The following is a 21183-nucleotide window of genomic DNA, read 5'->3' on the forward strand; positions in this document are numbered from 1 at the left end:
ACAAGATCTTTGACATGATGGACAACGTAAAATAAAGTAACAAGAGCAAGCTGAAGATATATCAATCCGATTTACCCCTGTGGTAACCGGAAATAAGAAAGTAAGCAAGGGCAGACGGTGGATGCCTTGGCTCTCGGAGGCGACGAAGGACGTGATAAGCTGCGATAAGCTGGGGGGAGATGCAAATAATCTTTGATCCTCAGATTTCCGAATGGGGCAACCCGGCAGGTTGAAGGCCTGTCATCCCGTAAGGGAGGCGAACGTGGGGAACTGAAACATCTAAGTACCCATAGGAGGAGAAAATAAGAATGATTCCGCAAGTAGTGGCGAGCGAACGCGGAAGAGCCCAAACCGGTATTGTTTAGGCAATACCGGGGTTGTAGGACCACGCTGTGGCAAGAACTTAGGAAAGTGGAACACTTTGGAAAAAGTGATCGTAGAGGGTGAAAATCCCGTACACGACTTTCTAACGAAGCCTAGTGGTATCCTGAGTAGCGCGGAGCACGAGAAATTCTGTGTGAATTAGCGGGGCCCATCCCGTAAGGCTAAATACTCCCGAGAGACCGATAGCGAACCAGTACCGTGAGGGAAAGGTGAAAAGAACCTCGAACAGAGGAGTGAAATAGACCCTGAACCCGTCTGCCTACAAGCGGTCGGAGCAACGTAAGTTGTGACGGCGTGCCTTTTGCATAATGAACCTACGAGTTACTTTCTCCGGCAAGGTTAAGTATTTCAGATACGGAGCCGAAGCGAAAGCGAGTCTGAACAGGGCGACATAGTCGGAGGGAGTAGACGCGAAACCAAGTGATCTACCCATGGTCAGGTTGAAGGTTAGGTAACACTAACTGGAGGACCGAACCGGTAAGCGTTGAAAAGCTTTCGGATGAACTGTGGGTAGGGGTGAAAGGCTAATCAAACTTGGAGATAGCTCGTACTCCCCGAAATGCATTTAGGTGCAGCCTTTATTTAGTATAGCATGAGGTAGAGCGACTGATTGGATGCGAGGGCTTCACCGCCTATCAAGTCCAGATAAACTCCGAATGCGTGCTATATATTGATAAGGAGTGAGGGCGCGGGTGCTAAGGTCCGCGTCCGAGAGGAGAAGAATCCAGACCATCAGCTAAGGTCCCCAAATAACAGTTAAGTTGAACTAACGAAGTCAGACTGCAGAGACAGCTAGGATGTTGGCTTGGAAGCAGCCATTCATTTAAAGAGTGCGTAACAGCTCACTAGTCGAGGAGTTTGGCGTGGATAATACTCGGGCATAAACTGTTTACCGAAGCTATGGATCCAGAGTAATGGATGGTAGGGGAGCATTCCAGTGGCGTTGAAGGTGAGGGATAACCCTTGCTGGAGTAGCTGGAAAAGCAAATGTAGGTATAAGTAACGATAAAGGAAGTGAGAAACTTCCTCGCCGAAAGACTAAGGTTTCCTGATCAACGTTAATCGGATCAGGGTAAGTCGGGACCTAAGGATAAGCCGAACGGCGATTCCGATGGAAGAATGGTTTAATATTCCCATACTACTTTATAGAGCGATGTGGAGACGGAGAAGTGACAGTCCTGCCAACTGACGGAATAGTTGGTTAAAGGGTGTAGACGTTGATCGCGGTAGGCAAATCCGCCGTGAGAGTCGAACCTGAGAGTATGCCGAGTACTTGTACAAGGCAATATGGATGTAAACAGGCTCCCTAGAAAATCCGCTAAGCATATCTATAGAGTACCCGTACCGTAAACGGACACACGTAGTTGGGTTGAGAATACTGAGGCGCTCGAGTGATTCACGGTTAAGGAACTAGGCAAATTGACCCTGTAACTTCGGGATAAAGGGTCCCTGTCAGCGATGGCGGGGCGCAGAGAATAGGTCCAGGCAACTGTTTAACAAAAACACATGGCTGTGCGAAATAGAAATATGAAGTATACAGCCTGACACCTGCCCGGTGCTGGAAGGTTAAGAGGAGAGCTCATCGCAAGAGAAGGTTTGAATTGAAGCCCCAGTAAACGGCGGCCGTAACTATAACGGTCCTAAGGTAGCGAAATTCCTTGTCGGGTAAGTTCCGACCTGCACGAATGGTGTAATGATCTGGACACTGTCTCAACCGTGAGCTCGGTGAAATTGTAGTATCGGTGAAGATGCCGATTACCCGCGATGGGACGAAAAGACCCCGTGAACCTTTACTATAGCTTTACATTGAATTTGGGCAACTAATGTGTAGGATAGGCCGGAGACTGCGAAGCAGGCACGCCAGTGTCGGTGGAGTCGCCGTTGAAATACGGCCCTTTGGTTGTTTGAGTTCTAACTCGTGGAAACGAGGACACTGTATGGTGGGTAGTTTGACTGGGGTGGTCGCCTCCAAAAGAGTAACGGAGGCTTCTAAAGGTACCCTCAGACCGATTGGTAACCGGTCGTAGAGTGTAATGGCATAAGGGTGCTTGACTGGGAGAGATACAACTCGATCAGGTAGGAAACTAGAGCATAGTGATCCGGTGGTTCCGCATGGAAGGGCCATCGCTCAAAGGATAAAAGGTACTCCGGGGATAACAGGCTGATCGCTCCCAAGAGCTCATATCGACGGAGCGGTTTGGCACCTCGATGTCGGCTCGTCACATCCTGGGGCTGGAGAAGGTCCCAAGGGTTGGGCTGTTCGCCCATTAAAGTGGCACGCGAGCTGGGTTCAGAACGTCGTGAGACAGTTCGGTCTCTATCTATCGTGGGCGTAGGAGATTTGAGTGGCTCTGACACTAGTACGAGAGGACCGTGTTGGACAGACCTCTGGTTTACCGGTTGTACCGCCAGGTGCACCGCCGGGTATCTAAGTCTGGATTGGATAAGTGCTGAAAGCATCTAAGTACGAAGCCAGCCTCAAGATAAGATCTCCCTGAGGGTCGTTGTAGACTACGACGTTGATAGGCTACAGGTGTAAGGGCAGTAATGTCGAAGCCGAGTAGTACTAATAGCCCGAGACTTTCTATTTCCGGAAGGAAGGATTGATATATCAGCAGGGTTAGTAGAGATACTAACAAAGCGAAGGTTACTGAAAGAGTAGCGTTGTCCAGGTCAAACATCTTAAAAGGTATTAAGGTGGTTATAGCGTTGGGGATCCACCTCTTCCCATTCCGAACAGAGAAGTTAAGCCCAACCACGTCGATGGTACTGCGTAAAAGTGGGAGAGTAGATAGCCGCCGTTTTAGAGTCAAGAACTCCAAACAAATGAAAGGAATCAATCGTAAGGTTGGTTCCTTTTTTATTTATAATAATATCATTTATCTTTGTCCCAAAATCAATGCTTTATGATCAAGTCTTATATCTTATTTGTTTTCTTTTTTATCTCTGCTATTCTTTCTGCACAGGAGAGTATTAATTATGCTGTAGTAAAAGATATCCCTTACCGGACTACAGGTGACCCGTATGGTCTGGAACGTTGCAAGCTGGACGTCTATTATCCTGAAAACGGGAAGGACTTCGGGACGGTTGTTTGGTTCCACGGTGGTGGTTTATCCGGTGGAAGTAAGTTTATTCCGGAAGAGTTAAAGAATAGTGGTTTGGCTGTCGTTGCTGTCAATTACCGCTTATTGCCTAAATGTTCGATTAAAGATTGTATTGATGACGCGGCTGCGGCAGTGGCCTGGACATTTAAAACAATAGAAGAATATGGCGGTAGCCGGCAGCGGATATTTGTATCCGGACATTCTGCGGGCGGTTATCTGACAAATATGATCGGGTTGGATAAGAAATGGCTGCAGGTTTACGGTATAGATGCAGATTCAATTGCTGCCCTTATACCTTTCAGTGGACATGCTATCAGCCATTTTGCCTATCGGGAATCGCTGGGAATGAAGGAAACGCAACCCAGTATCGATGAATTTGCTCCGCTTTATTATGTCCGTCCTGATGCTCCTCCTCTAATAATCGTATCAGGCGACCGCGAAATGGAAATGTTGGGGCGTTATGAAGAGAATGCTTATTTCTGGAGAATGATGAAGGTGGCCGGGCATAAAGAGACTTATATCTATGAATTGGATGGATACGATCATGGCTCGATGGCGGCACCGGCTTTTCATATACTAAAGAACCATGTCAGAAGAATTTTAGGGGAATAGAAACAGATGGGGGACTTTTATCCCCCCATCCGTAATTTTATTCATATCGAACTGCGGTACCGGCAGCTGTAACCATCAGCATGCTTCCGCTTCCTCCTACAGTTTCATAATCCAGATCGACAGCAATAACGGCATTGGCTCCCATTCGTGCAGCCTGCTGGCTCATTTCCTGTAAAGCCGTTTCTTTTGCTTCACGCAATACGCTTTCATATGAACCGGCTCGTCCGCCTACTATATCGCGTATTCCGGCAAAGAAATCTTTGAATACGTTTGCTCCTATAATTGTTTCACCGGAAACGATCCCGTAATATTGGGTAATCTTTTTCCCTTCGATGTTGTTTGTTGTTGTCAGTAACATAATTTTCTTTTTATGGATGTGTATTGGTCATTTCAAATACGAGTTTGCCGCCTTTCGCCATCTCGGCATGTGAGAAGAACGGGGTTTCGAGCTCCTTTCCATTCAAAGTAACCGTCCGGATATATTTGTTTTCCGGACTGTTGTTTTTAACCACGATCTCGAAAATGCCGCCTTTTACGTGAATTAAGGCGCGATCTACCATCGGACGGCCCAATGTGTAAACCGGAATACCGGGAGCAACCTGATAGAATCCCAGGGCACTCATTACGTACCATGCTGACATCTGTCCGCAGTCTTCATTCCCGATGATACCGTCAGGCTTGTTTGTATAGAACTCGCGCATGATATAATCCAGACGTTCCTGGCCTTTCCATGGGGAATCTGTCCAGTTATACAGGTAAGCCATGTGGTGGCTCGGTTCGTTTCCGTGGGCATACTGGCCGATCAGGCCGGTGATGTCGCCGGATGCATGTTCGCCGTCAACCTGTGAAGAGGTAGTAAACAAGGTATCTAGGCGTGTTTCCAGTTCTTTCTTGCCACCGATGGTAGCAATGAAGTTGTCCATATCGTGCGGAGCAAAGAAACTCCACTGGAAAGCATTTCCTTCCGTATAATCGCTTCTCATATGAGCCGAATAACGCGGATTGAACGGTGTACGGAATGAACCGTCACTCATGATCGGACGCATCATTTTTGTTTCCGGGTCCAGATAACGTTTGTAATATTCTCCTTTGGCAGCATAAGCCTGAGCCAATGAATCCAATCCTGCTTTGGCTGCGATCTGCGAGATACACCAGTCTTCGTAAGCCATTTCCAGTCCCCATGAAACGGATTCGGGAACAGAGTCGGCAGGAACGAAGCCATATTTCTCTTTGAAGTACGGATGGAGGGTAATCAGATCCAACTCGCGTGTCCCTTTGAACTTCTCTGCCAGGTCTTCACGGTATACGGAAGAACGGGCACCGGCTTCCGCCCATGTTTTCAGGTCACCGTCTGCCAGGTCTTTGGAAACCAGGTCAGCCAGGACAGATACAGCCGGGTAGCCGACCATACAGCCGGTATAGCTTGAAGCCAGCGGCCATTTGGGAAGAATACCACCTTCTTTATATCCTTGTACCAACACTTTACCCCAGTCGGCAGCCAGTTCCGGATTGATGATCGTCATCAGCGGGTGAAGGGCACGGAAAGTATCCCACAGGGAGAATACGGAATAATTAACGTATCCCGGTTCCGCCTTATGCACCTTTTTGTCCATACCCAGATAACGACCGTCTACGTCCTGATAGGCGAACGGTGCGATCATCGTATGATATAATGCCGTATAGAAGTTGACCATTACGGTCGGGTCAGCGCTCTGAATTTCGATTGCGTTCAGGGCATCGTTCCATATTTCAGCCGATTTGATGCGGGTTGCTTCGAAATCCCATCCCGGAAGTTCTGCTTCCAGATTCTTTTCGGCTCCGTCAGTATCAACCATGGAAAGGGCTACCTTTACGTACAGAGGTTCCGCCTTTTCCGGGAACTTATAATGGAATTTCAGGTCTTCTTCCGTATTGATGCGCAGGAACAAAGAATCCTGGCGTAATTTGCCCCGATATATTGGTAAACGGTTTCGATCGGCTCAGAGAAAGTGATCCGGTAAGAAACCGAATGGAAATGTGCCCATCCCTGTGTACGTACTGTACCTTCTACCGTCGAGTCGTTAACAAACAGGTAACTGTTGTCTACCAGTTTGTGTCCCCAGTTCGGTTGCAGGATATGTCCCAGGTCGAGCATAACGCGGCGGTCTTTGGGATTATCGTAAGTATATTTATGAAAGCCGACCTTGTCGGTACTCGTCAGTTCTACGTTTACACCGAAGTTATCCAGACGTACGGCGTAATAACCCGGAGTCGCTTTTTCGGTATCTTTATTGAAAAGTCCGACCGGTTTGATCGAATCGCCTCCGGAGAAAGGCAATAGAGCCACATCACCCAGGTCGCCGATACCGGTACCGGAAAGGTGCGTATGACTGAATCCATAGATTTCGCAGTCGTCATAATGGTAACCGCTGCTGGCATCCCAACCCATGATATGCGTATCCGGACTGACCTGTACCATCGCAAACGGGCGGGTGGCACCGGGGAAAGTATGACCGTGGAATCCGGTTCCTATGAACGGGTCGACATACTTGATTTCATCACTTAATAACCCACTGTTGGGAGCCGGCTTGCATCCTACCAGCAGGCAAACTAAGACTACCTGAAAGAATAAGATCGTTTTCTTCACTGTTTATTTTGATTTAGTTTAAAATTAGCGGACTAAAACTATTTAATTAGCACAGCTACAAACTTACATAAAAATTGAGATTTATAAGCGCGTCTAATAAAAATAAAGACCACTCCCTGCTGTTATTCCACCGACTTTCGTTATTTTAAAGTTGTAATACAAAAAAACTATATCTTATGGACAGAGTTTGTGGTCTTGATGTGCATAAAGATAGTGTCTTTATGTGTATTCTCACAGCAAACGGTGAGAAAATTGAAGATGTGTTTGGAACTTTAACACCGGAACTGGATCGCCTTCGTGACACTTTAGTCTCTCATGGTGTTGGTAAAGTTGCAATGGAAAGCACCAGTATTTATTGGGTTCCTATTTGGCGCATTTTGGAATGCGATTTTGATGTTAAATTGGTTAACCCTTATTTCATCCGTCAACTCCCTGGTCGTAAAACTGATATTAAAGATGCCCAATGGATTGCGACTGTTCTTCAGAAAGAGCTAATTAAGGGAAGTTATATTCCTGATTCAAAAATACAGGAATTACGTCAGTACAGTCGTCGTATCTTCCATTTGACTCGTCGCAAACAGCAAGCTGAATCTGCTATCGATCTAACGTTGCAACGTTGCAATATTCGTTTGAGTAATTATGTTTCTGATATTGGTTGTAAATCCATGCGTAAGGTGGTCAATGCATTAATCTGTGGTGAAACTGATTCTGAAGTATTAGCTCTGTTGGTTCACAAGCGTATTCGTAATAAACATTGTCATGAGGTTATTAAGTCGTCTTTGACTGGTATTGTATCTTCATCAGACAGAGACATGCTTAAAATGAGTTTGGAAGAAGTGGAACTTTATGATCGTCAGCTTCTTGAGTGTAAAGAGAAAATGCGAATAATTTGCGAGGGACATTATGCCGAGGAACTGGAAATCCTTCAAACAGCTCCTGGGATAAAAGAGGAAAGCGCTATGAGAATCATAGCAGAAATCGGTGTTGACATGAAAGCCTTTCTAACAGCATCAGCTTTAGTTGGCTGGGCTGGATTAAGACCGCGAAATGATCAAAGTGCAGGAAAGATCAAAGGAAGAAAGACTTTACATGGAAACAAGTATTTACGTGTTATGCTTACACAATGTGCATGGGGAGCCTGCAGGACTCAAACATCTAAATTTTATAGCAGATATCATACCTTGAAAAAGAGAATGAATCACAACAAGGCTTTAATGGCAAATGCTCGAAAGCTACTCGTTGTTATTTGGAATTTATTAGCTAAAAAGCAACCTTATATGCCATTTGTGAATTAATGGTTGCTTCTTAATGAGCGTTCCAAGACCCTTATATTTGTGGTGGAGTAAACCCCGTTTTTGCAAACTGGTATACAGGCACGCTCTGGCAAGGAATTGCGTCTGAGACAAACAAGCTCGAAGAGGAAATTATTTATCACTCTCTGCATAGACAAAATGTAGGGACAGCTACAAAGTGATCTTATTTTAACGGGAGTTCGAAATAAGGTTAGTGTAACTTTTATTACACAGAAAATAATAAGAAAAAAGGGACCCTTATACAGACTCCCTCCCAAAGATCATACATTTCATAGTCAAGACTGTGGCAATGTTATCTCTTTGTGTTTTTCATAGTTAAAATCTTTTCGTCAAAGGACAGGTTTATTTTTCTTTAATACAAACTTTTTGTTATATTTTTACACATACATGTTATTAAACATGGCTTGACTGTTATTCTGAGGAAGGTTATGGTACTTATTTCGAACTCACGTTTGTTTATTTATAGAGGAAATATAATGAAAAAGAACTATATACAGGTCTTTTTCCTTTTATGAATAAAAAAGTCACAAAAAACTGCAACCTTTTACCAGGCTGTCTCGTCTAATATAACAGAGATGAAAACAGATGAGTTCATAACAAGGATACTGCCTTTAAAAGACAACCTGTTGCGGGTTGCTTACAGGATCACCGGAAATGCAGAGCGTTCCGAACAGATCGTTCAGGACGTGATGTTGAAGGTCTGGGGAGAGCGTGCCGCCTGGATTGTGATAGAGGACATTCCATCTTATTGCCTGATGGTGACACGTAATATGGCGCTGGATACAATTAATTTGCAGCGGAAGCGGACAGAATGTTTTACCGTCAGATAACTCTTTTATAGAAATAATATGGATTATAACCGTATTACATCGTTATTAGACAAATACTGGGAATGTGCGACCACGATTGAAGAAGAACGGGAGTTACGCCACTTTTTCTCGTCAGACGCATTACCGCCTGAGTTGCGTCCTTATAAGGCATGGTTTCTGACACCGGAAGCAGAGACACTGCCGCCTTTAGGGAAAGAGTTTGACTTGAAGGTGTTACAGCAGATCACCCGGGAAAAAAAGCTACGCCGCCTCCGTCTGTTTTATTCTTTTTCGGCTTTGGGGCTGGTCATACTGGTTCTTTTGACGATCCTCTTGCTGACATCTTCTTTTATGTTGTAATGTTGCTGTGTTTAATATGAAGCCTTGCGGATTTGTTCTGCAAGGCTCTTTCTGTTACCTTTGCGGAAAAATAACAAACTATGTTCACGGTAATCGGAATCATGTTCGGAGGTATCGCCGTAGGATATCTGTTGCGCAAAGTCGAACTGCTGCAAAAGATAGGCAAACCTATTTCTTATACGATCCTGCTATTGTTGTTCCTGCTGGGTATTTCGGTGGGGGCCAACGATGCTATTGTAAACAACCTGACAACATTAGGAGGACAGGCTTTCCTGATCGCCCTGGCCGGAACGACCGGAAGTGTTTTAGCCGCCTGGGGAGTCTATCATTTCTTTTTTAAGGAAAGGAGGAGAGAATGAAAGGGAGTCTGATTGTAGTCGGATTCTTCGCTTTGGGCTGTATTCTCGGATGGAGCGGGTATCTGCCGGAGGTGGTCGTTAAGAACGATATCACCATGTATGTACTTTACCTGCTGATGTTTCAGGTCGGGTTGAGTATCGGGAGTGATAAGAAGTTGAAAGATATATTGTGCAGTATCCGTCCCAAGCTGTTGCTGGTTCCGTTGGCAACTATTATCGGGACGCTGACGGCGTCGGCTTTGGTGAGTTTACTGATTACCAAATGGAGTGTGTTCGATTGCCTGGCGGTAGGAAGTGGTTTTGCCTATTACTCATTGTCTTCTATCCTGATTACGGAGTTGAAAGAGGCGTCGCTGGGTGTACAGATGGCGACGGAGTTAGGAACAATCGCATTGATCGCCAATATCATCCGTGAGATTATGGCGTTGTTGGGCGCCCCGTTGTTTGTCAAGTATTTCGGGCGATTGGCTCCTATTTGTGCCGGCGGTGCCACGACGATGGATACAACATTACCGATTATTACGCGTTATTCAGGAAAGGATCTGGTATTCGTTTCTATCTTTCACGGCATTTTGGTCGATTTTACGGTACCGTTCTTTGTTTCTTTTTTCTGTTCGATGTAAATTAATAAATGGAGTAGGAACCTTTATGAAGCACTTACTGATCGTTTTATTGTTGATAATCTCATTCGGTGTAACCGCTCAACCGGCACGAAGACTGGAAAAGCCGGCTGCGGATGGCCCTATCCCTGTAGGACAAGCTGTTTTTTACGGTGAATTTGTTCAGCGACTGAAGAAATTCAAAAGTGGCGGTTATCCTCAGGATATCCGGCTGATAAATATTGAAACGAACGAGGTACTTGTCTTCCGGGTGAAGTCGACCTTTAAGACTTCGAAAGAAAATCAATTCTGTTACCTGATCGAACCGGGGACGTATGCAATTCTGAATTATTGGTGGACCGAAAGCAAATGGTACGGTGGTCGCTCTTATATGGAACCTATTTATAAGGGGGAAGATTCCATTCAGGAAACCGAACGGAAAATAAAAAGCAAAGAACAACGTCCCGATGAATTAGTCCTGTTCAAATTTTCTGTTGCCGAAAATACATTGAACTATGTCGGCACATGGCATTTCGAGAACTCCCCCGTTTTCTTCACCAACGACAAGGAAGAAACTGACGAAGAAATGCAGGGTAAATACAAAAAACTTGATTTTCGGTCTTCCCGCGTGGCTATACCGGATTAATCGTTATTCTGTTTATCTGTAATAGCAACCTGTTTGTCGGGTATAAAACGGGTATAAAAGAAGGAGGTTGTATCAATAAAAACTTTGATGCAACCTCCTTTTTTATGTTCTGATTTTTATTTCTTTACCGTCTGCAACATCACTTTTACCGCTTCTTCCAGTTGATGGTCTTCGCCTTTCAACTGTGATTCCGGTGTGTTGTAGATTTCGATATCCGGCTGTAGTTCATGGTTTTCCAGGTAATTACCTTGCATATCCTGAACGCCTACCTGAGGAATACCGAATACGATGGACGGGTCGATCTGCGATTCCCACCATACGGCAGTCATGGTTCCCGGAACAGGAGTACCGATCAGTTTACCGATACCCAACGTCTTGTATACCCAAGGGAAACCATGTGCATTCGAGTAGTTGTCTTCGCAAACCAGTACACACGACGGTTTCAGCCATTTGTTGAACGGATCGCTACCGATATACTGCCCGCGCGGCATGAAACGTTGGTACTCTTTACCACTCAGCAAGGTTGCCAGGTCATCGTGCAACCAGCCTCCGCCGTTATGACGGGTATCCACAATCACCGCTTCTTTGTTACGGCAACGTCCCAGCAGTTCGGAGTAGACTTCGCGGAAACTTTCACTGTTCATGCCTTTAACGTGTACATATCCGATCTTGCCGCCGGACAGTTCATCCACTTTCTTGCGGCAGTTTTCTACCCAACGTTTGTACAGCAGGTTAGATTGTTGGCCATAAGAGATCGGTTTCACCTGCTCTTCGAAACGTTCTTTTGTTGCCGGGTTGTAGACGGACAACAATACTTTCTTTCCGGCTTTACCGCTCAGTAACGGATAATAGTTTTCACCACTTTTGATAGGTTTCTCATTGATCTTTTCAATGATGCAACCCGGTTTGATTTTTGTATCAGCCAATGTCAACGGCCCTTTGGCGATGATCTCGGCAATCTTTAATCCGTCGCCGGTATAGCTGTTATCGTAGAATGCACCCAGGCAGGCTGTAGCCGGAGCGGATGACGATGAATAATACCGGGCACCTGTATGTGAACCGTTCAGTTCGCCCAACAGTTCGGACAACATTTCCTGGAAGTCGTAATTGTTGTTGATATGCGGCAAGTAACGGGCATATGCTGTTTTGTATCCTTCCCAGTCGATGCCATGGATCGTCGGATCGTAGAATTTGTCTTCCACCTGACGCCATATATGATTGAAAATATATTCGCGTTCCTGCGGCGGGCGATAAGAAAACTCAGCCTTGAAGGGGATACCTTTGGTTTTGCTGTCTTTGATCTCCACCTTTTTCAGCTGGCCACCGGATACCAGGAACAGGTTCTCACCTTTCTTGTCGGCAAACATTCTTCCGCCACCGACACCTTTTATCAGTATTTTGGTTGAATTTTCCTTGAAGTTACGTTCCCACAGGTCGTAACCGCTTTCGAAAGCTGCACAATAGTAGAGTTTGTCTCCTTTCGGTGTCAGCACGGCGTCGCCCATATTCGAAGAGTTGATCGTCAGACGGATGACGCGGTCTTTACGGTTTTCCAGATCGAATTTCAATGGTTCGACAGGCTTGTCCGCATCGTCTTTCTTGTCTTTATCATCTTTCTTCTTGTCATCTTTTTTAGCTTTGGAATCTTTCTTATCTTCCTTTTTATCGTCTTTCTTATCCTTATCCTTGTCTTTGTCCTTATCCTTTTCTTCATCTTCAACCAGGGCAAGTTCTTCCTTGCTCAGGCGGAATTTGTCGTATGCTTCGGCATCGAAGAACATGATATAGGTATCATCCTGTGCACCCCAACTGCCGTGGCTGCGGTAACCGGCACGGTCGGACGACCAGATCATCGCTTTGCCATCAAGTACCCATTTCGGATCACCATCAGAGTATCCGCTTTCGGTCAGGTTGGTAATATCTCCGCTACCATCCGCCTTTACCAGGGCAATATCCTTGTTGTTCCATCCGCCGATAGCGATATATTGCACCAGAAACCATTTACTGTCGGGTGACCATTGATAAGTCTGGTCGCCGTCGGCATACGAATAGTTGTATTTGCCATCCAAAACAGTACGTACCTCTTTGCTTTTCAGATTGATGACGCGTAAAGTGGTACGGTCTTCCAGGAATGCCACTTCTTTACCGTCAGGAGAATAAGTTGGCTGGAAAGACGTTTTGTCGGTAACTACCAGCGGTTCTTCCTTGATCTCTTGTGCGTAAGTAAAATATTTGTCGTCTTTACGAACCAGGCTGCTTTGATAAATACCCCATGTCTCGCCGCGTTCAGCCGAATAAACCAATGAACGGCCGTCAGGGCTGAAATCTATATTACGCTCTTGTTGCGGCGTATCGGTGATCTGACGGGTCGTTTCGTATTCAACCGATGTCACATATACATCTCCCCGTACGATAAAGGCAACCTCTTTTCCGTTCGGAGAGACAGCAATACTGTTTGCCCCGCTCGACATCAGGCGATGGATCAGATTATTTTCGGTCTGGTCGGAGATGATGCTTACCTTTACTTTAGCAGGTTGTCCGCCTTCTTTGACCGTGTAAATCTCACCGTCGTAACCGTAGCACAAAGTACCGTTCTTGTCGGAAGTCAGGAAGCGGACCGGGTGTGTCGTATGGTTTGTTATCTGTTTGCCGCTCTTGCCGGTCAGGTCATTCTTAAAGATATTGAAGCTGCCTTTTTCTTCACTCAGATAGTAAAAGGCATTTCCGTCCGGTGACCATACCGGATCGCGGTCTTCTCCACGGAAAGAGGTAATCTTTTTGAATGTACGGTCATTATCCAATGTACATAACCAGATATCGCGGGTGATGGAGGATTGGTGGTGTTTGCGCCAGGGATCTTCATATCCTTTGCAATCGTTATACAATACCTGTTTTCCATCTTTGCTGAATGCCAGGTTTTCCATAGCCAGCGAGGAGAATAATTCCGGGCGTCCTCCTTGGGTGCCGACCTGATAGATCTGGGCGAACAGGGAAGAAGGGAACTGGCTGTCTTTTACATCCTGCTGGATAGAAGCTGAATAAAGGACATGGTCGTTGTCGCTGAATGTTTCCGGATATTCGTTTGCCGAATGTACGGTCAATTGCGTAGGGGCACCTCCTTCTTTGTTCATAATGAACACATCGAAGTTTCCGTTGCGGTCGGAAGCGAATGCGATTTGTTTTCCGTCGGGCGACCAGACAGGACGTGTGTCGTGGGCTGGATGGGTTGTTAACTGGGTAGCTTTACCACCTGTTGTCGGAACGGTATAGATATCCCCCTTGTAAGTAAAGGCGATCATTTCCCCGTTCGGAGATATTGCCGGATAGCGCATCCATAGCGGATCGTTCTCTGCAAATGCCGACCCAGTCAGTAAAAGGGCCGATGTTAAGATCAGTAATTTTTTCATGCGTTTATTAATTTCCGTAAAAATACGAGATTATTTTTATACAAATGTCATATTTAATAATACTTCGGTAAATTTTTACTGAAACTTTAAAGCTGAACCCTGAAAAATGAGAATAAAAGGTGCAATTGGTAGCATTATAGTGTCACCCACCTTCACACAGTAGAGCTAATGGTACTGACACTACTATGCTAGCAAGATGACATAGTAGTACTGGTATAATGGCACAACTAAGTCGTCCATATCGGGTGAACACCTATTAAAGGTCTATCCTCATGGATTTGTCTACTATACCCTATAATGTACATACCGATACAATATAGGATATCGGTATGTACATTATAGGGTATGATCTGCCGGGGTATAGAGAAAAGCCGTATGTATTCCTGGAAAAACATTGCGCTTTTTTCCAACGGATAGGCAGGGAATGGTGAACGGGTAGGCATCCGTTTACCATTCCCTGCTAATTTATATAAATCTATGTTTTTATGAATTTTGGTGTCACTCTTCACTATTTTGATTATTACCCTTTGATTATCTTTGTATAGAGGGGTGGCGCTACCTTTTTCCCGGCATCACCTTGGCTTTGGAGAGGTGAAGTCGCTTTTTATATTCGGCGTCACCCAAGTGTGTATTGAATATCATACTGTAAAATCATTTAAATGAAGACGTGACTCCGAAAGTTGTAAAAACTTTTATGAGCCTGTTTTTTACTCTTGGCTTTCTATCGGTGAGTCTATTTCTGATATTGTATTTGGTTGACGCATTTAATTTTTTTATTATTTGCAAACAATAAGATAGAGTATTGTTTGCAGCTCATGAGATCTGAAAGTTATGTTAATGGTTGAAGTTTTGTTATTTATTGATAATGAGGATTTTGCTTTTTTAATATAAAGCATGAGAAATAAGGTTAATAACCGCCATAGTTCTAGAAGAACTCTGTCTTTATTTTGGAACAAAACAGAACAGTTGCAAAAATAACGTACAGCATGATATGTCAACATACATTTTTGTCTAATATTGGTGCATTTATTGTCCATGAATAAAAAATTAACAGAATACTAAGAGGCTGTATATTAACAAAGTTCATGAATTATGGTGAATTGTTATCTTATATTAGAACATTGTATACGAAAGAACCAGATGAGCATTTTTTCAAAATTTAGATACACGAATTACTATATTTCTATTAATATTAAATAATAAAGCCTCGCAATTTCCTTAAACATATTATAGCTTCAGTGTTGAAATTAATAGGAATGATAATGTTTTGAATTTCAATATTTTATATATTATAAAAATCTTATATTAAGCCTCATTTTATTATGTATTAATGAATAAACTGCCAGAGTTCTTCTAGAACTTAGTAACTTTATATATATTAATATTAAACTTAAAAAACATATGAATTACAAATCTATTTTAAAGCAAAATCGATTTTCTTTGCTTTTAATTGCATTTGCTTTTCCTGTTTCAACAATTACACCTTTTGTGCGCGCGAATACATCAGAGGTATCTATTACGCAACAGAAAAAATCCATTAGCGGTGTAGTTTTTGACGGAGGGATGAATGAACCTTTGATCGGCGCCAATGTGATTGTGAAAGGATCCACAAACGGTACGGTTACAGACATTGACGGGAAATTCTCCCTTGAAGCAAATCCCAATGATATCCTGGTCATTAGTAGCATTGGTTTTAAAACGGTTGAGATCAAAGCATCCGAAGTTGCCAAAGGGAAAGTTACACTACAAGAAGACTCACAAGCACTGGATGAAGTAGTAGTGGTAGGTTATGGTGTGCAGAAGAAAGTTAATCTGACGGGAGCGGTAGCTACCGTGCAGGCAGAAAAATTAGAGAGCCGTGCGACGACCAACTTGTCGAATGCTTTATCTGGTTTGGCAGCCGGTGTGTCCGTAAGTCAAAGTTCCGGAAAACCGGGTAGTGACGGTTCCAGTATTCGTATGCGTGGTATCGGAACTTTCAACAGTAGTTACCTTTCTCCGTTGGTGATAGTAGACGGTTCCGAGGCTAGTATGTCATCTGTAAACAGTGATGATGTTGAATCTATTTCTTTTTTGAAAGATGCAGCCAGCGCTTCTATTTACGGATCACGTGGTGCCAACGGGGTTATTTTGATCACGACCAAGAAAGGGAAAAAAGGTCAGGCTCCTAAAATAACTTATTCGGGTCTTGTCACTAATTCAAAGATGAGCGGTAAGGCATTTCGTTTCGAGGATAATTTTGCTGAGTATATGGAAATGGCGAATCGTTGGAATACGAACCGCAACTATGAGGCCGGTACCAAATATACACAAGCTGATATCGATGAGTGGAGAGAAGGTTTAGTAAAGGCCGCCAGTGATCCGTATGGAACGGATAATCCTTATGGCGTAGCTAATATGTTAGCTTATCCGAGTACGCAGTGGGTGGATGAGATGTTTTTGCCCAGTACGTCGCAAAAACATAATGTGTCGGTTGTCGGTAGCAGCAGTAATACAAACTATTTGCTTTCATTTGGTTTCCTGGATAACCCCGGTACATTGGATAATACCGGCTTGAAGAATTATTCCGGACGTGTCAACGTGGAGACTGAAATCACGAAGTTCTTGACCGTAGGTACTCAGACGTATGCCACATTCCAGAGTCGCGAACCGGGTAATACGAGCTTCTCGTATATGTTCCAGAATACACCGAACATGACTCCTTATTATAATGGTAAGTATGGCGTTTCTGTTGACGGATCTTCTAGCAACAACTTGCTGGCTACCGTGATGAGTCGTGGAGGTTCTTATGATGATACCCGATTGAACACGACATGGTTTGCGCGTGTGAAGATTATTGACGGGTTAACTGCCGAAGGACGCTATAACTATCAAACGTTGTTTAATGAAGAAGCTACTTGGAGCAATTGTATCGATAAAATGAACTTCCGTAATGGTGAATTGTATCCGGGGACTAGTAGCTCGCAGGCTACAACTAAACGTTCTACTACTCGTTATTGGAATCGTACGATAACCGGAACGGTGAATTATAATAAGACGTTTGGCGACCATGATTTGGGAGTTCTCCTTGGTACAGAACAATACTATTGGAATGTGAAGGGATTTAATGCGACTCGTACCGGTTTGCTGGATCTCTCATTACCTGATTTTACGGCTGCTATGGATTTGCTGGAACCGACAGTGGGAGGAACTGCTCAACAAGATTATGGCGTTATCTCATATTTTGGTCGTTTGAATTATGCCTATAAGAATCGTTATTTGTTCGAAGCCAATTTCCGTCGTGATGGTTCGTCTCGTTTTGGTCCGGACTCTCGCTGGGGTACTTTCCCTTCATTTTCTGCTGCATGGCGTATCAGCGAAGAGCCGTTCATGGAAAGCGTAAAGAGTACGATTTCCAACTTGAAGTTGCGTGGTTCTTGGGGTAAACTGGGGAATACGACTTCCGGTTACTATGAATGGCAAGCCACGTATGGCGGTGTGAATTATTCTTTCGGAGAGAATGTATTCGACGGTTTGCGTCAGGGTAAGATCGCTAATCCGAATCTTCGTTGGGAAGCCAGCGAATCTACAGACATAGGACTTGATGTAGGCGTATTAAACAACCGTTTGACATTGGAAGCAGACTGGTATTCGCGTACCACAAAAGGTATTCTGGCTTCTCCTTCCGTTTATATGACGATGGGTACAGTGAGTGCACCTACTACCAATACGTCGGATATGAGAAACCGAGGCGTGGAATTTACTTTGCGTTGGGCTGACCGTATCAAAGATTTTGAATATAGTGTCAGTGCCAATTTAACGTATAATAAAAATAAGATCGTAAAATACAAAGGTAAATATCAGGAAGGTTGGGAAACAGATGCCGACGGTAATCGTTCGTTTGTGACTAATCGTGGAGATGTTGCTGATATCAGCGGCAATACGATTCGTGTAGAAGACCATATGTTTGATGAGTATTATATTTGGGAACGTCATCAGGGAAATGGTAATATTTATTTGGCAGACGGTGTGACTCCTGATCCTAACGGAGGGCCTCGTGACGGTATGATTCGTACTAAAGCTGATTTGGACTGGGTAAAGGCAATGTTGGCTTATCGGGATGCAGATGGCAATAAAGTCTACGATTTTAACGGACAAAGCGTAGGTGCAAACAACGGCTTGTGGTATGGTGAATTGGTGTATGCCGATATAAATGGAGATGGTTATTATGGTTCAAATGCTAATGACCGTGTCTTTACTGGAAAATCTTCAACTCCGAAATTCACTTATGGTATCAATCTTTCGGCTGCATGGAAAGGATTCGATTTAAATATGACTTGGGCAGGTAATGCCGGTATGTATTATTACATTTACGAACGTGGTTTTAACTCCATGAGTAGCAGTAGTTGGCAAGAAGGAACAATTGTTGCTCGTAATGCCCGTAATATTTTCTACTATTGCGATCCTATGTTGGCTGCAACTGACCCGAATTATGATCCGGCTGCTGACCCGAATTATGATCCGGCTGCTGACCCGAATGCGAACGTCAATGCTATGTATCCGCGTATAGGTAATGAAAATGGTGCTTATCGTGCCAATACCGGTAATCTTTATAATGCGTCTTATATCAAATTGAAAACATTGCAGATCGGTTATACTTTGTCGAAATCATGGGTTCAGAAGGCTTATATCAGTAATTTGCGTGTGTTTGCTTCTTTTGAAAACTTATTGACGATTACAGATTTTCCGGGTGTTGATCCGGAAATAGGTGGAAGCGGTTTCACTGCTTATCCTATTCCCCGTATGATTTCCGGCGGTATAAATCTTACATTCTAATCATTTAATGAATACAAAAATGAAAAAAATAATATATTCTTTATTAGGGTTTGCGTTTTGTGGGTTACTGGGATGTGTTGACTTAGATATGGCACCCTATAACCAAATAGCATCCGGTAATATGTGGACAAATTCAGCGTTGACCAATCAGGGGGTTGCCGGAGTGTATAATAAATTGCGCAATTGGGGTGTTTATAATACTTCTTATGATATGAACACAACCCCGTTTGAAGCCATGTCTATGACAACAGATGCTTATCGTACGATTCCCTATACAAAAGGTACGGCAGGAGCTGATAATGGTTTTTTCTCTACGGTGTGGAAAAACTTATATGAGGGAATTCATCGTGCCAATGACGCTATTGTGAATTTGTCTGTCGAAGGCGGAGGCGGTGTAGATGAAGACGTTCGACTGCGTTTATTGTCGGAATGCAAATTTTTGCGCGCTTATTATTATATGCGTTTGAATGAACTTTTCGGACGAAACGGATTAGGGGTTCCTGTTTATACTGAGCCATTGGAATCGGTAGAAGATTGTACTAAAGGACAGTCGCCTGAGTCGGAAGTTTGGGATCTGGTCGTAAAAGATTTGACCGATTGTATCAATGAACCTAATTTCCCGAATCATTATACGGAATCCGGCCGTGCTTGTAAAGGGGCTGCTTATGCTTTACGTGGTAGGGCTTATTTGATGCAGGGTGCTAAATATAATTATGACAATAAAGCAGGAAAAGTAACGGAGACTATAATCAACCAAAACTTGTTGAAATTAGCTGTGTCTGATTTTGAAAAAGTACAGGGATGTGGTTTCGGTCTTTTCCAGGGTGGTTATGATAAATTATTTACGCAAGAAAATGAAACATGTGAAGAGATGATTTTCTCTTTGACGAACATTTTTAAAGACGGATATGGGTCTTCTATGCATCGGTATTGTGGCACACGTTCTATGATTGATATGGAAGGTACTACCGGATATTCTTATTACCAACCATCTAATGCTTTGGTTGATCTATATGAATATAAGGATGGTACTCCTTTTGACTGGAATGACATCATTCCCGGTTATTTTGATGTACCGGCCAAAGACCGATTGGTATATTTTCTCCGTGATACCTTAAATGACGGAAAAATACTTGGTGGTCCGGAATTGAGAAAAATGGTCAGAAATAAGTTATCGGGTTCTGTTGTCGATCAATATTTGCCGCAAGGGAATGAAGCTCGTTTGAAAAAAGCTTGGGAAAATAGAGATCCGCGTTTGGGTTATAATGTAATTCTCCCGTATGGAGAACCTTATATGGGTGGTGATCCGAATCGTATGAAAGTGGGTGATTACAGTGATATTCCTTATGTATTCCGTTGGCCGGTAAAACAATCAAGCCACCATGTAGATTCACAAGAAGCCGATGATTGGCAAGTAACGGCTCCTTATGATTTGAAACAAGACGGAAACGGCGAAGCAGAATTTGCATATCGTTATCGTAAGTTTGTCATGACCGGTTATCCCCAGTTCGCTTTACAGGGAGATATTGATGAACCGATTATCCGTTATGCTTATGTTCTTTTGATGTGGTCGGAAGCATTGGTCCAATTGGGGGATTTGCCAGGTGCAGCTGAAAAGGTGAATCAGGTTCGCGGGCGTACATCCGTTGAAATGCCACCTTATACGTTTACGAGTAAACAAGATGGTTTGGAAAAACTACGTAATGAATCTCGTCGGGAATTATGTAATGAAGGTGTAAACTTTTACGAGGAGTTGCGTTGGGGTACACTGCGTGAAACAAAATATTCTAAATACATGAACTATGATGCCGGTTCCCTTACTTGCAATGGTATACAGAGTAGCGGTAATGGTGGTGTAAAATGGTCTGAAACGAATGATTACAGTATTTTTCCTGTTCCCAGTGATGAAATAGAGAAGAATCCAAATCTGACTAAAACCCCGGGATGGCTTTATTAAGTATGTTCATTTCGCGATAATTTCTGTCTAAGGGAAAAGCTTAGATAATAGAAAAATAAAGGGGTTGTCTAAAAAGTATTTTTGACTTTATTTTATTCGGATACCTATCTGAGATTGATTTTAAATATTCAATTCTCAAGGTCGAATGAGTCACTTTTTAGACAACCTCATTTTTCTTTTGAGAAAATAATA

The 21183-nt window shown here is 43.6% G+C and carries 11 protein-coding genes, 2 rRNA genes and 1 pseudogene; 11 read left to right on the forward strand and 3 right to left on the reverse strand.

Features of this window, described 5'->3' with window-relative positions; genetic code table 11:
- Positions 1–94: 94 nt before the first annotated feature.
- The 3 genes from C825_RS03465 (at position 95) to C825_RS03475 (ending at position 4100) form a co-directional block, all read left to right on the forward strand.
- Positions 95–2973 (forward strand): 23S ribosomal RNA (locus C825_RS03465).
- Between the two features lie 104 nt (positions 2974–3077).
- A 5S ribosomal RNA gene (gene rrf / locus C825_RS03470) occupies positions 3078–3188 on the forward strand.
- Positions 3189–3290: 102 nt separating this feature from the next.
- Positions 3291–4100: an alpha/beta hydrolase gene (locus C825_RS03475; protein ID WP_007655894.1), complete on the forward strand. Its 810-nt coding sequence runs from the start codon at positions 3291–3293 to the stop codon at positions 4098–4100.
- Between the two features lie 37 nt (positions 4101–4137).
- On the opposite strand, the gene C825_RS03480 is transcribed toward C825_RS03475, so the two are convergent.
- Entirely contained in the window at positions 4138–4458 is a 321-nt protein-coding gene (locus C825_RS03480) for a YbjQ family protein (RefSeq protein WP_010801405.1), read from the reverse strand.
- A gap of 10 nt (positions 4459–4468) precedes the next feature.
- A pseudogene (locus C825_RS03485) lies at positions 4469–6726 on the reverse strand (GH92 family glycosyl hydrolase).
- A 176-nt stretch (positions 6727–6902) separates the two neighbouring features.
- Between C825_RS03485 and C825_RS03490 the strand changes: the two are divergent.
- The 6 genes from C825_RS03490 (at position 6903) to C825_RS03515 (ending at position 10812) form a co-directional block, all read left to right on the forward strand.
- Positions 6903–8021 carry an IS110 family RNA-guided transposase gene (locus C825_RS03490; protein ID WP_010800321.1) on the forward strand — a complete coding sequence of 373 codons (1119 nt, stop codon included), beginning with the start codon at positions 6903–6905 and terminating at the stop codon, positions 8019–8021.
- A gap of 593 nt (positions 8022–8614) precedes the next feature.
- Positions 8615–8869 (forward strand): sigma factor, encoded by a 255-nt coding sequence (locus C825_RS03495; protein WP_010801407.1) that lies wholly within the window; start codon positions 8615–8617, stop codon positions 8867–8869.
- Positions 8870–8887: 18 nt separating this feature from the next.
- Positions 8888–9208 (forward strand): PG0215 family putative anti-sigma factor, encoded by a 321-nt coding sequence (locus tag C825_RS03500; protein ID WP_010801408.1) that lies wholly within the window; start codon positions 8888–8890, stop codon positions 9206–9208.
- An 80-nt stretch (positions 9209–9288) separates the two neighbouring features.
- Positions 9289–9567 carry a LysO family transporter gene (locus C825_RS03505; protein ID WP_007655885.1) on the forward strand — a complete coding sequence of 93 codons (279 nt, stop codon included), beginning with the start codon at positions 9289–9291 and terminating at the stop codon, positions 9565–9567.
- Positions 9564–10190 carry a LysO family transporter gene (locus C825_RS03510; protein ID WP_007655883.1) on the forward strand — a complete coding sequence of 209 codons (627 nt, stop codon included), beginning with the start codon at positions 9564–9566 and terminating at the stop codon, positions 10188–10190. Before C825_RS03505 ends, C825_RS03510 begins: the two co-directional genes overlap by 4 nt.
- A 25-nt stretch (positions 10191–10215) precedes the next feature.
- The gene (locus C825_RS03515) at positions 10216–10812 is read left to right on the forward strand and encodes a restriction endonuclease subunit S domain-containing protein (protein WP_010801409.1); all 597 of its coding nucleotides are present in this window, start codon (positions 10216–10218) and stop codon (positions 10810–10812) included.
- Between the two features lie 116 nt (positions 10813–10928).
- Here the strand turns inward: C825_RS03515 and C825_RS03520 are convergent, their stop codons facing one another.
- Positions 10929–14219: a S41 family peptidase gene (locus tag C825_RS03520; protein WP_010801410.1), complete on the reverse strand. Its 3291-nt coding sequence runs from the start codon at positions 14217–14219 to the stop codon at positions 10929–10931.
- A 1440-nt stretch (positions 14220–15659) separates the two neighbouring features.
- Here C825_RS03520 and C825_RS03525 point away from each other — a divergent pair.
- On the forward strand, positions 15660–19034 hold the full coding sequence (locus tag C825_RS03525; protein ID WP_232434155.1) for a SusC/RagA family TonB-linked outer membrane protein: 3375 nt from the start codon (positions 15660–15662) through the stop codon (positions 19032–19034).
- 88 nt (positions 19035–19122) lie between these two features.
- The gene (locus C825_RS03530) at positions 19123–20991 is read left to right on the forward strand and encodes a RagB/SusD family nutrient uptake outer membrane protein (RefSeq protein ID WP_121719507.1); all 1869 of its coding nucleotides are present in this window, start codon (positions 19123–19125) and stop codon (positions 20989–20991) included.
- Positions 20992–21183: the final 192 nt, after the last annotated feature.

Source organism: Parabacteroides sp. ASF519, from assembly GCF_000364265.2.
GTDB lineage: Bacteria > Bacteroidota > Bacteroidia > Bacteroidales > Tannerellaceae > Parabacteroides > Parabacteroides goldsteinii.